This window comes from Acidovorax sp. FG48, assembly GCF_057809085.1.
The window spans coordinates 312,754-327,038 of the sequence record NZ_JBMDJH010000001.1 but is presented as its reverse complement, the minus strand read 5'-3'; the positions used below and the strand labels follow the sequence as shown (position 1 = coordinate 327,038).

At 67.8% G+C, this 14,285-nt stretch carries 15 protein-coding genes; 10 read left to right on the top strand and 5 right to left on the bottom strand.

Features of this window, described 5'->3' with window-relative positions; genetic code table 11:
- Nucleotides 1-149: 149 nt before the first annotated feature.
- On the top strand, nucleotides 150-1,028 hold the full coding sequence (locus tag ACODSU_RS01515) for an alpha/beta hydrolase (RefSeq protein ID WP_488839537.1): 879 nt from the start codon (nucleotides 150-152) through the stop codon (nucleotides 1,026-1,028).
- A 110-nt stretch (nucleotides 1,029-1,138) separates the two neighbouring features.
- Here ACODSU_RS01515 and ACODSU_RS01510 read toward each other — a convergent pair whose 3' ends face one another.
- The 4 genes from ACODSU_RS01510 to ACODSU_RS01495 all read right to left on the bottom strand — a co-directional run bounded on the left by ACODSU_RS01510 (nucleotide 1,139) and on the right by ACODSU_RS01495 (nucleotide 4,188).
- Nucleotides 1,139-1,480, bottom strand: coding sequence for a hypothetical protein (locus tag ACODSU_RS01510; RefSeq protein WP_488839535.1), 342 nt, complete (start codon nucleotides 1,478-1,480; stop codon nucleotides 1,139-1,141).
- Between the two features lie 74 nt (nucleotides 1,481-1,554).
- Nucleotides 1,555-1,989, bottom strand: a complete 435-nt coding sequence (locus ACODSU_RS01505) for a DUF2628 domain-containing protein (RefSeq protein WP_488839533.1) — start codon at nucleotides 1,987-1,989, stop codon at nucleotides 1,555-1,557.
- A 216-nt stretch (nucleotides 1,990-2,205) separates the two neighbouring features.
- On the bottom strand, nucleotides 2,206-2,688 hold the full coding sequence (locus tag ACODSU_RS01500) for a YidB family protein (protein ID WP_488839950.1): 483 nt from the start codon (nucleotides 2,686-2,688) through the stop codon (nucleotides 2,206-2,208).
- Between the two features lie 129 nt (nucleotides 2,689-2,817).
- On the bottom strand, nucleotides 2,818-4,188 hold the full coding sequence (locus ACODSU_RS01495) for a M20/M25/M40 family metallo-hydrolase (protein ID WP_488839531.1): 1,371 nt from the start codon (nucleotides 4,186-4,188) through the stop codon (nucleotides 2,818-2,820).
- Nucleotides 4,189-4,344: 156 nt separating this feature from the next.
- Here ACODSU_RS01495 and ACODSU_RS01490 point away from each other — a divergent pair, with 156 nt between their 5' ends.
- Nucleotides 4,345-5,271 (top strand): LysR family transcriptional regulator, encoded by a 927-nt coding sequence (locus ACODSU_RS01490; protein ID WP_488839529.1) that lies wholly within the window; start codon nucleotides 4,345-4,347, stop codon nucleotides 5,269-5,271.
- On the opposite strand, the gene ACODSU_RS01485 is transcribed toward ACODSU_RS01490, so the two are convergent.
- Nucleotides 5,257-6,441, bottom strand: coding sequence for an MFS transporter (locus ACODSU_RS01485; protein WP_116748403.1), 1,185 nt, complete (start codon nucleotides 6,439-6,441; stop codon nucleotides 5,257-5,259). The genes ACODSU_RS01490 and ACODSU_RS01485 overlap by 15 nt on opposite strands.
- A 240-nt stretch (nucleotides 6,442-6,681) precedes the next feature.
- Between ACODSU_RS01485 and ubiU the strand changes: the two genes are divergently transcribed.
- From ubiU to ACODSU_RS01445, 8 genes are all read left to right on the top strand, one after another.
- Entirely contained in the window at nucleotides 6,682-7,734 is a 1,053-nt protein-coding gene (gene ubiU, locus ACODSU_RS01480) for a ubiquinone anaerobic biosynthesis protein UbiU (protein ID WP_488839526.1), read from the top strand.
- Between the two features lie 37 nt (nucleotides 7,735-7,771).
- A complete protein-coding gene (locus tag ACODSU_RS01475; protein ID WP_488839524.1) occupies nucleotides 7,772-8,734 on the top strand; it encodes a U32 family peptidase in 963 nt (320 codons plus the stop codon).
- 18 nt (nucleotides 8,735-8,752) lie between these two features.
- On the top strand, nucleotides 8,753-9,373 hold the full coding sequence (trhA, locus tag ACODSU_RS01470; protein ID WP_488839522.1) for a PAQR family membrane homeostasis protein TrhA: 621 nt from the start codon (nucleotides 8,753-8,755) through the stop codon (nucleotides 9,371-9,373).
- Between the two features lie 15 nt (nucleotides 9,374-9,388).
- Nucleotides 9,389-9,910, top strand: coding sequence for a ubiquinone anaerobic biosynthesis accessory factor UbiT (gene ubiT, locus ACODSU_RS01465; RefSeq protein WP_099731704.1), 522 nt, complete (start codon nucleotides 9,389-9,391; stop codon nucleotides 9,908-9,910).
- A 2-nt stretch (nucleotides 9,911-9,912) separates the two neighbouring features.
- The gene (locus ACODSU_RS01460; protein ID WP_488839519.1) at nucleotides 9,913-10,326 is read left to right on the top strand and encodes a putative zinc-binding protein; all 414 of its coding nucleotides are present in this window, start codon (nucleotides 9,913-9,915) and stop codon (nucleotides 10,324-10,326) included.
- Complete coding sequence (locus tag ACODSU_RS01455) at nucleotides 10,319-10,915, top strand: UbiX family flavin prenyltransferase (RefSeq protein ID WP_488839517.1); 597 nt, start codon at nucleotides 10,319-10,321, stop codon at nucleotides 10,913-10,915. Before ACODSU_RS01460 ends, ACODSU_RS01455 begins: the two co-directional genes overlap by 8 nt.
- Nucleotides 10,916-10,981: 66 nt before the next feature.
- Nucleotides 10,982-12,469 (top strand): 4-hydroxy-3-polyprenylbenzoate decarboxylase, encoded by a 1,488-nt coding sequence (gene ubiD, locus ACODSU_RS01450; protein ID WP_488839515.1) that lies wholly within the window; start codon nucleotides 10,982-10,984, stop codon nucleotides 12,467-12,469.
- Between the two features lie 174 nt (nucleotides 12,470-12,643).
- On the top strand, nucleotides 12,644-14,284 hold the full coding sequence (locus ACODSU_RS01445) for a long-chain-fatty-acid--CoA ligase (RefSeq protein ID WP_488839513.1): 1,641 nt from the start codon (nucleotides 12,644-12,646) through the stop codon (nucleotides 14,282-14,284).
- Nucleotide 14,285 lies beyond the last annotated feature (1 nt).

Genomic DNA, 14,285 nt, shown 5'->3' with positions numbered 1-14,285 from the left:
GCGCGCCTTCCCCCTTCTCTCGAAATCGCTGCGCGACTTCGGGAAGGGGGACGATGCCTTCACTGCGGGGCGGCCCTTGCTCGGCATCCCCGGTATTGCGCCCTGCCTGATCCGCGTTCTGTTCCCTAGTCCGTGCCAGCCCTTTCACCATGACCCTCAACGACGAAGAACTTGCGCCCTCCACCCTGACCACCTTCACCGCCAGCGATGGCGAGAACCTGGCTGTGCAGGACTGGCCCCTGCCGCAGGGCGAACCCTGCCGGGGGACGGTGCTGCTGGTGCATGGCCTGGGCGAGCATGTGGGCCGCTACGACGCGCTGGCCCGCCGCCTCAACGACTGGGGGTTTGCGGTGCGGGGCTACGACCAGTACGGCCATGGCGAATCGGCCGGGCCGCGTGGCGGGCTCACGTCGGACATGCGGTTGCTGGACGACCTGGCGGATCTGGTGGACGCCACCCGCGCGCGCATGCCGGCAGGGCAACCCCTGGTGCTGATGGGCCACAGCATGGGCGGGCTGGTGGCCTCGCGGTTTGTGTCCCTGCAACTGCGGCCGGTGGATGCGTTGGTGCTGTCCTCCCCCGCACTCGATGCGGGCCTGGGCACCGTGCAAAAGCTGCTGCTGGCCACCTTGCCGCGCATTGCGCCCAACCTGCGCGTGGGCAACGGGCTGGAAGCGCAATACCTCTCGCACGACAGCGCCGTGGTGGCGGCCTACCTGGCCGACCCGCTGTGCCACGACCGCATCAGCGCTCGCTTGGCCCGCTTCATTGCCGAGGGTGGCCCCGCCACCGTGGCCCGCGCTGCGCACTGGAGCGTGCCCACGCTGCTGATGTGGGCGGGCAGCGACAAGCTGGTCAACCCTGCCGGCAGCCGTGCATTTGCGGCTGCCGCACCCAAAGCTGTGGTCCATTCGCACTGCTTTGAACCCCTGTTCCACGAGCTGTTCAACGAAAGCCTCGAGCTGGCGGAGCCGGTGTTCGACCTGCTGCAGCAGTGGCTGGTGCGGCGCTGTCCCGTGGCGGCCTAGGGGCGTACGGGCCGTTTTTTGGATAAAAGGCCTTCAAGCGCTAGTGCATCATGCGTCAGTAGCTATCATTTTTGAACTGGCAGAAATAACGCCGGTGATGCAGACCGGCGCTACCGCCTGTGTTGGGCCACCGTGCCGTAGACGCCCAGTGCGTACACCACCACCAGCACCGCGGCCATCAGCAGGCCGCCACTGGTACAGCTGTCCAGGCTGTCCAGAAAATCACTCCAGCCGGGTTCGTCCCGCATCTCCAGGTCGTTCCACACCCACAGCACCTTGGCGGCGGTGAAGTACACGAACATGAGCGCGGCGGCGATGCGCCTGCGGCGGTAGATGCCCCACGCCAGCACCCCGCAGATACCTACGTCCAGCCACATCCACGGGGTGAACGGTACCCCGTTGGAACCCAGTGCGGCACCCGTGGTGTTGGCTGCGGTGAGCGCAAACGTCATCAGGGCAGCCCCCCAGGCCCAGCGAATGCAGTGTTGTGCGGCGCAGCTGGGGGTTGTGGGTTGGGGGCCTGGTGTCACAGCCAGCCGTTGTCGCCCAGCATGACCTTTTTGTAGTAGTCGCGGTTCGCCAACATGGCAAACAGGGCGACCCAGGCGCCGGTGTAGTGCATCCGGCTCAGCAGGTGCCCAAAGCCCGCCACCGTCACCAGCGTTTCCAGCACCAGGATGCACGCAATGCCCAGCCCCCAGTACGCCAGTCCCTTTTTCCACATGCCCTTGGCGATGTAATAGAACGGGCCGAACAGGCCCGCCAGCAGGTTGAAGGTGCATGCCATGCGCTCAAAGAAGCTCAGGTCCTTGAGCTTGGTGAGCTTGAGTCCCCCTGCCCGCTCTATCAGCGCAAATCGTTTTTGCCAGACTTTGGGCAAGTTGGTGGGCACCGCCGTGGGGGTGCCACTGGCTGCGGCCGATGCCGCTGGGGGCGTTGCAAATGGGGTGCCTTCGTTCATGCTCAAGATTCCCTCGGTCGTGTGTTGTTGTGTGCGCCGCAGTGCTTGCCGATGGGCCCGCCTTGCACGGCGCCCGCGATGCTAGGGGCACACCCGTGGGAATTTTTGTGAGCAGTCCTCTGAGTTGTTTGCAGCGGTAACGCGCTGGCCCTGCCGAGGGCGCGGGGTGATGGTGAAAATGGCCGATGGCGCTCTCAAATCAAGTGCTGGCAGCTATCACTTTTGAAGCAATCCGCCCAACATACCCAGCAGGTCGTTGGCATTGCCAAACCCGCCATGGGGCGCCTGGCCCTGGGGGCTCAGGTGGTCGACCAGGCCCGGCAACACCTGGGCCAGCTGCCCGGCGGCTGCACCGGGGGCCACACCCAGTTGCGCGGCCATCTGCGACAGGGGGCCACTGCCCAGCACGTGCGACAGCTGCTCGCCCGAGATCGCCTGATTGGGCCCGGCGCTCAGCCACGACGCAATCACATTGCCGAGCCCGGCTTGCTGGAACTTGGCCATCAGCCCCGGCAGGCCGCCCACCGGGCCGTCGTTGCTGAGGAGGGACATGACGGCCTGCACCAGCTGCGGGTTTTGTGCAGCCAGGCTGATCAGCCCTCCCAGGCCACCACCGGCCCCACCCGCCGCAGCGGCGCCGCTGCCGCCTTGCGACGCGTTGTTGATGACGGCACCCAGAACGGAATCGAGCAAACCCATGGTGTTCTCCTGCAGAGGGATGAAGGGCGGCAGTGCGCCAGCCCGGACGGAACCATCCATGGTACGCACCTCGGCGGCGCCTTCGTGTCAACAATCGTGAACGGCGGGCGCTGCTGCGGTGCCGCGCGATTACCTGGTGCGGGGTGGGCGCTTTTCCAGCAGCGGCGCACTCACGCCCTGCACTCCCACCAGCCCCAGCACCGTGACCAGCGAGGTCTGGGCGCCCTTCCAGGCATCCGTCAGGTCGATCCATTCAGACAGCGCGTGGAACCCGCCCGTCTTGCCGCCGCCCCCGATCACGATGGCGGGGATGCCCAGCGCCATGGGCACGTTGGCATCGGTGCTGGCACCGGCCAGCACGGTCTTGCGGCCAAAGGCCGTGTTGGCGCGCACGGCGGCCTCGACGATCAGCGTGTCGGCGGCGGTGCGGCCACCGGGCCGGTCGCCGATGAGCTTGGTCGATGCGCTCAGCGTGTTCACGCCCCAGCGCGCGTTCTCTTCGGTCACGGCGCTGTCCACGGCGGCCAGCACCTGCTTTTCGGTGGCCAGCAGCGGGGCCATTTCGTCGGAGCGGATGTCCACCGCCATGCGCGCATCGGGAGCGATGGTGTTGACGGACGTGCCGCCGCCCACCGTGCCCACGGTGAAGGTGGTCTTGGGGCTCTTGGGGGTGCGGATCTCGGCGATCTTGGCAATGGCGCGGCCCATGCCGTGGATGGCGCTGGGCACCTCGCCAAACGCGGCGTAGCTGTGGCCACCGGGGCCCTTGAAGGTCACCTCGTGGCGGTGGCTGCCCGTGCCCAGCACCAGCACCGTGCCATCGGGCGCAGGCTCCAGCGCCACCATGCCATCGATGTCCAGGTGTTCCTTGAACAGGTGCTTCATGCCGCGCAGGTTGCCCAGCTCTTCCTCGCCCACATTGCCCACAAACACCAGGTCGCCCACGGTGGCGATCTTCTGGTCGTTGAGCACCTTGAGCCACGACAGCAGTACGGCCAGGCCGCGCGTGTTGTCCGAGATACCGGGCGCATACAGCTTGCCGTCCCGCTCCTTCACCTTCACATCGGTGCCGGAGGGGAACACGGTGTCCAGGTGGGCCGAGATGACCAGCTTGGGCCCGTTGCCCGTGCCCTTGCGCACGCCCACCACATTGCCTTCGGCGTCGATGGCGGTATTGGTCAGGCCCAGGGCCTGGAGCCGGGCCAGGAAGGCTTCGGCCCGCTTTTGTTCCTTGAACGGCGGCGCCTCGATCTCGGTGAGCATGCGCAGGTCTTCGGTGGCGCGGTCGTGGTCGGCCTTCACGGCGTCGAGCAGCTGCAGGATCTGGGGTGCGGCCATCAGCTGGCCATAGGCCTTGTCGACGGCGGGGCGCAGCACCGTGGGCGTGGGCGCCACGGCGCCGAACTGCGCGTGGGCGGCGCCGGGCAGCCAGGCGGCGGTGGCAAGGGCCATGGCACCCGCAAGGGCCGTGGCACGGAAGGTGCGAAGAGGAAGGGTCATGGTGATCAGCGAAACACAAACAGAATGAAAAGCGGGAGCGCGGCCCGTCCAGCGCTGCAGCAGGCACCCCGGAAGGGCTGGATGGCCATGCAATTGTTGGACCGAACCCCGCCCCCGGGCTCTGCTTTAATCTGCCCAGCCGACAGTTTTTCTTACATGCGCAAACACATTCCCAGCACCCGCGCCCTGCTTGTTTTTGATGCCGTGGCGCGCCACCACGGCGTGAGCAAGGCGGCCGAAGAACTTTGCCTTACCCACAGTGCCGTGAGCCAGCAGCTGCGCCTGCTGGAGGGTCAGCTGGGCCTGCAGCTGGTGCAGCGCGGCGCTCGCGGCTCCACCCTCACCGACGTGGGCCGCCGCTACCACGCGCAGATCGTGGGCGACCTGCTGCGGCTGCAGAACCACACACTCGAAGCCATGGCCCAGCGGCCCGATGGCGCGCGCCTGCTGGTGGGTTGCGTGCCGGTGTTTGCCGAGCGCTGGCTGCTGCCCCGGCTGCCGGCCTTCCTCGCACAGCACAAAGGCTGCAGCCTGCACTTGCAGGTGTACCCCACGCAGATCTACATGGCGGAGATCCCGTTCGACGTGGCCGTGCAGTACGACGACGCGGCCTGGCCCGGCGTGGTCCCCGCGCCCCTGATGCCCGAGGTCTGCGTGGCCGTGTGTGCACCGCAGTCGCGCCACCGGCGTGCGACAGAGCGCGGCGACTTCCGGGCTGTGCCGCTGTTGCAGCTCAGCTCCCGCCTGGGGGCGTGGGACGACTGGCTGGGCCGCGCGGGCATCGCGCGCGTGCCGGCCCACACCCTGGGCGGCCACCGCTTTGATCTGTTCTCGATGCTGGTGGAGGCGGTGCGCGCCGATCTGGGTATTGGCCTGGTGCCCCGGTATTTTGTGGAGCGCGAACTGCAATCGGGCGAGCTGGTGCTGGCCCACCCGCACCACGACAGCGGTGCGCGGGGCTACAGCCTCTTTGTGGCGCCGGGGCGCCTGGAAGACCCTGCGGCGGCGGCCTTTGCACAGTGGCTGCGCACCACGGCGCGGGCAGAAGGCGCTGCGGTAGGCCGGTCTTCAGGCGCCGCTTGAAACACGCTGGCGCTGCAGACCCAGCCAGGCCAGCGCCAGCCCCGTCACCACAATGGGCACCAGCGAGCCGGCGTTCAGCAGCGTCCAGCCCTGTGTGGTGACCAGCACGCCCGACGAGAACGCGCTCAGCGCCAGCGTGGCGTACACGCAGAAGTTGATGGCCGCCTGGGCGCGGTCTTTTTCCTCGGGGCGGTAGGCCGTCATGGCCAGCGTGGTGGAGCCGGTGAACAGGAAGTTCCAGCCCACGCCCAGGAAGAACAGCGCAATGCCAAAGTGGTGCAGCTCCACGCCCATCAGCGCCACCGCCACACACGCCAGATTGAGCAACACCCCCGTGCCCATGATGGGCAGCACACCAAAGCGCTTGATGAGGTGGCCGGTGACAAAGCCGGGCGCGAACATGCCGATCACATGCCACTCCAGCACCAGTGCCGAGGCATCAAAGTCAAAGCCGCACACCTGCATGGCCAGCGGCGTGGCCGCCATCAGCAGGTTCATCACCCCATAGCCCAGCGCGGCACCCACAATGGCCACGATGAAGGCAGGCTGGCGCATCAGCACAGAAAGGGGGCGCCCTGGCTCGCGTTGGCCCGCAGCGTTGAGCACCACGGGTTGCATTTCGAACCGGATGGCTGTCATGCACAGCATGGATAACAGTGCCACGCCGATGAGCGCGATATAGGCGCCCGCAAACGGCACCGGGAACAGCGTGCGCGTGGCGCTGGCCAGGTTGGGACCTGCCACGGCGCCCAGCAGGCCACCGGCCAGCACCAGCGACACGGCCTTTTCGCGGTAGTCAGGCTTGGCCAGTTCGGCGGCCGCAAAACGGTACAGGCCACCGTTGGCGCTGTAGTAGCCCGCCACCACCGTGGCCGTGCACAGCAGCCAGAAGCTGGCGCTGAACGCGGCCCAGGCACACAGCGCGGCCGACACGACTGCCACGGCCAGCCCGATCTGGAACGACACCTTGCGGCCCCAGCGCATTTGCGTCCTGGCCACCAGGGGCGTGGACAGCGCACCGCCCACCACATAGCCCATCACCGGCAGCGTGGCCATCCAGCCAAAGGGCGCGAGCTGCAGCCCCACCAGCCCGTTGATGGCGATGAAGACGACGTTGTTGGTGAGGAAAAGGCCTTGGCACAGGGCCAGCAACCATAGGTTCTTGTTCACAGCAGAGGGCGCCTTTTGGCGTCTTTATGAAATGGATGTCGCACGCAGGGCACTGGACGCAAGTCAAGGCCGGTGGGCAGTGTGGAACGCCGGGAAGGCTGGAGCACATCAAAACCCGACTGCTTTGCTCCGGCATTGTGCACTGCCGTTGATGAAGATCAGCGGATGCGCGGGGAGCCCCTCGTATGGTGGCGCCCAGTGCTGTGGCTCCCCACCGGGGCCGGCGTTTGAATGCTTGTGATGGATCCCTTGAAATCGACGGCCGCCGCCTTGCCCGAGGCGGCTGGCCCTGCCATGGAACTGGTTTGCCCCGCGGGCAGCCTGCCCGCCCTGAAGGCCGCTGTGGACCACGGCGCCAACTGTGTCTACCTGGGCTTGCGCGACGCCACCAATGCGCGCAACTTTGCGGGCCTCAACTTCGACGAGGCGGCCATTGCCCAGGGCATTGGCCATGCCCATGCGCGCGGCTGCAAGGTCTTCATGGCACTCAACACTTACCCGCAGGCGGCGAACCCGGGGCCGTGGCGCAGCGCCCTGGACAAGGCGGTGGACCTGGGCGTGGACGCCGTCATCCTGGCCGACCCCGGCCTCATGCAATACGCAGTGCAGCACCATCCCCAGCTGCGGTTGCACCTGTCGGTGCAGGGCTCTGCCACCAACTACGAGGCCATCAACTTCTACCGCGAGCAGTTCGGCATCGTGCGCGCCGTGCTGCCGCGCGTGCTGTCGATGGAGCAGGTGCGCCAGGTCATCGACCGCACGCCGGTCGAGATCGAAGTCTTCGGCTTTGGCAGCCTCTGCGTGATGGTCGAGGGGCGCTGTGCGCTGTCGTCGTACGCGACGGGCGAATCGCCCAACACGCATGGCGTGTGTTCACCCCCGAAGGCCGTGCGCTGGGTGGAGACCCCGCAGGGCCGCGAGTCGCGCCTGAACGGTGTGCTCATCGACCGCTATGCACCCGGCGAGAACGCGGGCTACCCCACGCTGTGCAAGGGCCGCTTTGACGTGGGGGACGACGAGAACTACTACGCCATCGAAGAGCCCACCAGCCTCAACACGCTGGAGCTGCTGCCCCAGCTGCTGAAGGTGGGCGTGCGCGCCATCAAGATCGAAGGCCGCCAGCGCAGCCCGGCCTATGTGGCGCAGGTCACCCAGGTCTGGCGCGAGGCCATGGACCAGTGCCTGGCCTATCCCCACCGCTACGCGCCCAAGACACGCTGGATGGCCAGTCTGGACCAGGTGGCAGAAGGCCAGCAGCACACGCTGGGTGCCTACCACCGCCCGTGGAAGTAGTGCTTCTCCACAACGACAACCTCCCAGAAGTCGCCCCATGAAACTTGCTCTCGGCCCGCTGCTGTACTACTGGCCCCGCGACACCGTGTTCGCCTTCTACGAGGCCATGGCCGCCACGCCCGTGGACGTGGTGTACCTGGGCGAGACGGTGTGCTCGCGCCGCCACGAGCTGCGCCTGGCCGACTGGCTGGCGCTGGCGCGCATGCTGCGGGACGCGGGCAAGGAGGTGGTGCTGTCCAGCCAGGTGCTCATCGAGTCCAGCGCCGACGTGGGGGTGATGCACAAGATCACGGGCAATGGCGAGTTTCTGGTTGAGGCCAATGACATGGGGGCCGTGGGCTGCCTATCGCGTGCGCCCGCCGGGCCGCGGGGCTTTGTAGCCGGGCCGCACCTGAACCTGTACAACGCGCACTCGCTGCAGTGGATGGCGCAGCTCGGCGCCACGCGCTGGGTGATGCCGCTCGAAATGTCGCAGGAGGCGCTCTCTGCTGTGCTGGCGCAGCGGCCCGCCGGCATCGAGACCGAGGTGTTTGCCTACGGCCGCATGCCGCTGGCCTACTCGGCGCGCTGCTTCACGGCCCGCCACCGCAACCTGCCCAAGGACGACTGCCAGTTCAGCTGCCTGCAGCATGCCGACGGCCTGCCGCTGCGCACGCGCGAGAGCGAAGGCTTTCTGGTGCTCAACGGCACGCAGACCCAGTCGGCCCGTGTCTACAACCTGGCCAACGAACTGGCCGCGATGCGCGCCCGGGGCGTGGACGTGGTGCGCCTGAGCCCGCAAGCGCAGCACATGGCGCAGGTGATTGATTCATTTGACGAAGCCCGCCGTGCCGCAGTGGCCGAGGCCACCGCAGAAAACGCCCCCGACTTTGTGGAGCGCATGCAGCCCTTCATGCCCGATCTGCCCTGCAACGGCTACTGGTTCGGGCGCCCGGGGCTGGAGCAGGGGATGCAAGGCGCGGCGGGCGGTGCAGCCGCTCAGCCCTCCATGCACCCGTAACCATCAGGCAGATACACCATGTACCCCGGAGAACGTTTCAACAGCATCAGCCACCTGGTGGGCGCCTTGCTGGCCACGGCGGGCACGGCCGTGCTCATCACCTTGGCGGCGCGCCTGGGTGACCCGTGGAAGGTGGTGGCGTTCAGCATCTACGGCGCCATGCTGGTGGCGCTGTACGCCGCCTCCACCGCGTACCACAGCGTGCGCAGGCGCACCATCAAGGCCGTGCTGCAAAAGCTCGACCACTGCAGCATCTACCTGCTGATCGCGGGCAGCTACACGCCGTTTGCGCTGGTGTCGCTGCGCGGTGCCTGGGGCTGGTCGCTGCTGGGCGTGGTGTGGGGGCTGGCCCTGCTGGGCATTGCGCAAGAGATCTGGTGGGCGCGCGGCACGCGCGTGCTGTCGCTGGTCATCTACGTGCTCATGGGCTGGCTGGCGCTGGTGGCCGTGGTGCCGCTGTGGCAAGCGCTCACGCCGGCCGGGTTTGCCTGGCTGCTGGCGGGCGGGGCCTGCTACACGCTGGGCATCGTCTTCTATGCGCTGGACGACCGCGTGCGCCACGGCCACGGGCTGTGGCACCTGTTTGTGCTGGGCGGCAGCGTCTGCCACTTTTTCACCGTGTTTTTCTACGTGGCCTGAGGGCCCTTCTGTCTCATGGCGGCTTCTCCCCTTCCTTTCCCCCTGGTCGTTCCTGCGCCCGTGGGCGCTGTGCTGGCGCGCCTGCCCGCCTACCCCGGCTCGCAGCTGCTGGTAACCGCGCTCAACCTGGCGCTGGCGCGGCACCTGCCTGCGGACGTGGGCCAAGTGCTGCTGCACAAGAAGATGCGGGTGCAGGTGCGCGATGCGCGCGTGGCGTTCGACTTTGCCTGGACGGGCCAGCGCTTCGCCCCCCATGCACCGCTGGTGCCGCCGCAGGTGGCCGATGTCACGCTGAGCGCCACAGCCCATGATTTTTTGCTGCTGGCCCAGCGCCAGCAAGACCCCGACACGCTGTTCTTCAGCCGCCGCCTGTCGATGGAGGGCGACACCGAGTTGGGCCTGGTGGTGAAGAACGCGCTCGATGCGATCGAGCTGCCCGTGCTGGACCCGCGCCAGTGGGTCCACAAGCTGGCGCCGCGCCAGGTGCTGGGCCACCTGCGGCGGCGCCTGGACCCGACACCACGCAACGGAGGGTGAGCATGACCACCGACACCCATCCCCAGAACCACCCCTTGGTCTATTCCTGCTCCGGCTGCTCCAGCGCCGCGCAGCTGGCCAACCACGTGGCACTGCAGCTCGACCGGCGCGGCGTGGCCGAGATGTCGTGCATCGCCGGTGTGGGCGGCGATGTGCCGCACCTGATGAAGACCGTGCGCTCGGGCCGGCCCATCATCGCGCTCGACGGCTGTCCGCTGGTTTGCGTCAAAAGCACCCTCGCGCGCCACGGCATTGCGGCCGACCGGCATTACCAGCTGCAGCAATACGGTGTGAAAAAGCGCGTGCACGAAGACTTCGACCCCGTGCAGGCCGCCCTGGTGCTGGAGCAGGTGGAGGCCGACCAGCGCGCACAGCCCTTGGTTCGCTCTGCCGCCATGGAGCCCTCGCATGGCTGATGCTGCCCACACTCGCCGCGTCATCGTCGCGATCTCGGGCGCCAGCGGCGCCGTGTATGGCGCGCGTCTCTTGCAGGTGCTGCGCAGCCAGCCGGGCATCGAGACCCACCTGGTCGTCTCTGACGCCGGCTGGCGCAACCTGCAGCACGAGCTCGACATGGACCGCCCCACCGTGGAGGCCCTGGCGCACCGCGTACACGACGTGGCCAACGTCGGCGCGGCCATTGCCAGCGGCTCGTTCCAGTGCCACGCCATGGTGGTCGCACCCTGCTCCATGCGCACGCTGGCCGCCATTGCGCATGGGCTGGCCGACAACCTGCTCACGCGCGCGGCCGATGTGGCGCTCAAGGAGCGCCGCCGCCTCGTGCTGATGGTGCGCGAGTCGCCCCTGCACCTCACGCACCTGCGCAACATGGTGGCCGTGACCGAGATGGGCGGCATCATCTGCCCCCCGCTGCCCGCCTTCTACCTGCGCCCGCAGACCGTGGGCGAAGTGGTGGACTACAGCGTGGCGCGCGCGCTCGACCTTATCGACGTGCCGCACAACCTGGCGCCGCGCTGGCAGGGCCTGGAGTTGAATGCTCCTTGATTCATAGCTGCTAGGGCAATCAATATCTGCGCTACCGGCCTATTCCATTCAAATTCTGGACATGACATGGCCTACCGCGACCTGCGCGACTTCATGGCCCAGCTCGAAGCCACGGGCGACCTGCGCCGCGTGGGCGAAAGCGTCTCGCCCCACCTGGAGATGACCGCGCTCAGCGACCGCGTGCTGCGCGCAGGTGGCCCGGCGCTGCTGTTCGAGCAGCCCACGGGCCACCACATGCCGGTGCTGACCAACCTGTTTGGTACCACAGCCCGTGTGGCGCGCGCCATGGGCGTGGCCGACTTGCGCGGCGTGCGCGCTCTGGGCGAGCTGCTGGCCACGTTGAAGGAGCCCGAGGCCCCCAAGGGCTTCAAGGACATGCTGGGCATGGGCCAGTTGCTCAAAACGCTGTGGAACATGGCGCCGCACACCGTGGCGCGCGGCGCGCCCTGCCAGCAGGAGGTGTTGGAAGGGCCGGATGTGGATCTCGCCCGCCTGCCCGTGCAGCACTGCTGGCCCGGCGACGTGGCCCCGCTCATCACCTGGGGCCTCACCATCACGCGCGGGCCGCGCAAGGCGCGGCAGAACCTGGGCATCTATCGCCAGCAGGTGCTCTCGCGCAACCAGGTCATCGTGCGCTGGCTGGCGCACCGGGGCGGCGCGCTGGACTTTGCCGACCACTGCGCCGCGCACCCCGGCCAGCCCTACCCCGTGGCCGTGGCGCTGGGGGCCGACCCCGCCACGCTGCTGGGCGCCGTCACGCCCGTGCCCGACAGCTTGAGCGAATACCAGTTCGCCGGCCTGCTGCGCGGCGCGCGCACCGAAGTCGCGCCCGCGCTCGGCGTGCCGCTGCAGGTGCCGGCCACCGCCGAGATCGTTCTCGAAGGCCATATCCAGCCCGATGCCAACCACAAAAGCGGCTGGCAGCACGCGCTGGAAGGGCCGTACGGTGACCACACCGGCTACTACAACGAATGCGCCGAGTTCCCCGTGCTCACCGTGGACCGCATCACGCTGCGCCGGGACGCGATCTACCACAGCACCTACACCGGCAAACCGCCCGACGAGCCCGCCGTGCTGGGCCTGGCGATGAACGAGCTGTTCATCCCGCTCTTGCAAAAGCAGTTCCCCGAGATCGTGGACTTTTATCTGCCGCCCGAAGGCTGCAGTTACCGCATGGCCGTGGTCAGTATCCGCAAGGCCTACGCGGGCCACGCGCGGCGCGTGATGATGGGCGTGTGGAGCCACCTGCGCCAGTTCATGTACACCAAGTTCATCGTGGTGGTGGATGCCGACGTGGACGTGCGCGACTGGAAGGACGTGATCTGGGCCATCACCACCCGCATGGACCCGGCGCGCGACACCCTGCTGGTGGAGCACACGCCCATCGACTACCTGGACTTCGCCTCGCCCGTCAGCGGCCTGGGCAGCAAGATGGGGATGGACGCCACGAACAAGTGTCCGGGGGAGACGCAGCGGGAGTGGGGCCGGCCCATGACCATGGACGCCGCCGTGCAGGCGCGCATGGATGGGCTTTTCGCTGCGCTGGGCCTTTAAGGGCCCCGCGCGCCACGGCGCACCAAGGTGGTGCTGCGCACCCTCAGTCGCGCAGACGACAAGCCCGCCCCGCGTTGTTTGCGACGATGCGCAAGCCTCACATAGAAGGCTCTGCACCGGCAACCTGTGGATGCCGCGATGCAGCAAGGCGCACATCCCTAGGAGACAACGGCAATGCAGCAGCACCAGCCCGGCAGCATGATGGACCGGCCTTTACTGGTTTCGGCCATTCTTGAGCATGGCGAGAACCAGTACGGCGATCAGCAGATCGTTTCGCGCGACACCGATGGCCGCCTGCACCGTTACCGCTTTGCCGACATGGCCCAGCGCGCCCGGCAGCTCGCCAACGCACTGCAGGCACTGGGCCTGCGCCCCGGCAGCGTGGTGGGGTCGCTGGCCTGGAACAACCACCGCCACCTGGAGGCGTACTACGCCGTGTCGGGCAGCGGCATGGTCATGCACACCTGCAACCCGCGCCTGCACCCCGAGCAGCTGGCCTACATCGTCAACCACGCCGACGACGAGGTGGTGCTGTTCGACACCACGTTCGCGCCGCTGGTGCGCGCCATTGCGGCGTCGTGCCCCCGCGTGCGGCACTGGGTGGCGCTGTGTGATGCCGACACGCTGGGCAGCATCGACCTGCAAGGCGTCAGCGGGGTTGAGGCGTACGAGACGCTGGTGGCCCGCCAGAATGACCGCTTCACCTGGCCCCTGTGCGATGAGAAGGCTGGCGCGGCGCTGTGCTACACGTCGGGCACCACCGGCAACCCCAAGGGCGTGCTGTATTCGCACCGGGCGCTGGTGCTCAGCGCCCTGTCGGCCTGCATGCCGGGCGTGCTCAGCATCAGCGCGCGGGAGACCATCCTGCCCGTGGTGCCCATGTTCCACATCAACGCCTGGTGCCTGCCCTATGCAGCGCTGATCGGCGGCGCCAAGCTGGTGCTGCCTGGCCCGCGCCTGGATGCGGCCAGCCTGTACGAGCTGATGGAGACCGAGCGCGTCACCGTCAGCGCGGGTGTGCCCACCATCTGGATGGGCCTCATCCAGCATGTGGAGCAGCACGGGCTGCGCTTTACCACCATGCGGCGCACGGGCGTGGGCGGATCGGCCATGCCCAAGGCGCTGATCGCCAAGTTCAACGACGTGTACGACGTGGAGGTGCGCCACGGCTGGGGCATGACCGAGACCACGGCCATTGCCACCATGAGCGTGCTGGGCGCTGCCGATGCCGAACTGCCACCCGAGGACCGCCACGCCCTGGTCGCCAAGCAGGGCAAGTCGGTGTTCGGCATTGAGCTCAAGCTGGTGGATGAAAACGGCGCCAGCCTGCCGCGCGATGGCGTGGCGCAGGGCGAGCTGATGGTGCGTGGCCAGTGGATCGTGGACCGGTACCACAAGGCCGAGCGCTCGGCGCTGGTGGATGGCTGGTTCCCTACGGGCGACATCGCCACCATCAACCCGCAGGGCGTGGTGCAGATCCGTGACCGCACCAAGGACGTGATCAAGTCGGGCGGCGAGTGGATCAGCTCCATCGACCTGGAGAACGCTGCCGTGGCGCACCCGGCGGTGGCCATGGCGGCGGTCATCGGCGTCAAGCACCCCAAGTGGGACGAGCGCCCGCTGCTCTTCATCGTGCGCAAGCCCGGCCAGTCGCTCGACAAGGCACAGATCCTGGACTTTCTGGCGCAGCGCGTGGCCAAGTGGTGGCTGCCCGACGACGTGCTGTTTGTTGACAGCCTGCCCCTGGGCGGCACCGGCAAGGTACAGAAGAACGAGCTGCGGCAGCGCCATGGCGCGGTGTTCGGCGGCGAATGAC

Coding starts and splice junctions, on each gene's coding strand:
- ACODSU_RS01475 (WP_488839524.1), top strand. CDS start 7,772: ATGAAACTTGCTCTCGGCCCGCTGCTGTACTACTGGCCCCGCGACACC.
- ACODSU_RS01490 (WP_488839529.1), top strand. CDS start 4,345: ATGCGCAAACACATTCCCAGCACCCGCGCCCTGCTTGTTTTTGATGCC.
- ACODSU_RS01455 (WP_488839517.1), top strand. CDS start 10,319: ATGGCTGATGCTGCCCACACTCGCCGCGTCATCGTCGCGATCTCGGGC.
- ACODSU_RS01445 (WP_488839513.1), top strand. CDS start 12,644: ATGCAGCAGCACCAGCCCGGCAGCATGATGGACCGGCCTTTACTGGTT.
- ACODSU_RS01515 (WP_488839537.1), top strand. CDS start 150: ATGACCCTCAACGACGAAGAACTTGCGCCCTCCACCCTGACCACCTTC.
- ACODSU_RS01505 (WP_488839533.1), bottom strand. CDS start 1,989: ATGAACGAAGGCACCCCATTTGCAACGCCCCCAGCGGCATCGGCCGCA.
- trhA (WP_488839522.1), top strand. CDS start 8,753: ATGTACCCCGGAGAACGTTTCAACAGCATCAGCCACCTGGTGGGCGCC.
- ubiU (WP_488839526.1), top strand. CDS start 6,682: ATGGATCCCTTGAAATCGACGGCCGCCGCCTTGCCCGAGGCGGCTGGC.
- ACODSU_RS01460 (WP_488839519.1), top strand. CDS start 9,913: ATGACCACCGACACCCATCCCCAGAACCACCCCTTGGTCTATTCCTGC.
- ubiD (WP_488839515.1), top strand. CDS start 10,982: ATGGCCTACCGCGACCTGCGCGACTTCATGGCCCAGCTCGAAGCCACG.
- ACODSU_RS01500 (WP_488839950.1), bottom strand. CDS start 2,688: ATGGGTTTGCTCGATTCCGTTCTGGGTGCCGTCATCAACAACGCGTCG.
- ubiT (WP_099731704.1), top strand. CDS start 9,389: ATGGCGGCTTCTCCCCTTCCTTTCCCCCTGGTCGTTCCTGCGCCCGTG.
- ACODSU_RS01510 (WP_488839535.1), bottom strand. CDS start 1,480: ATGACGTTTGCGCTCACCGCAGCCAACACCACGGGTGCCGCACTGGGT.
- ACODSU_RS01495 (WP_488839531.1), bottom strand. CDS start 4,188: ATGACCCTTCCTCTTCGCACCTTCCGTGCCACGGCCCTTGCGGGTGCC.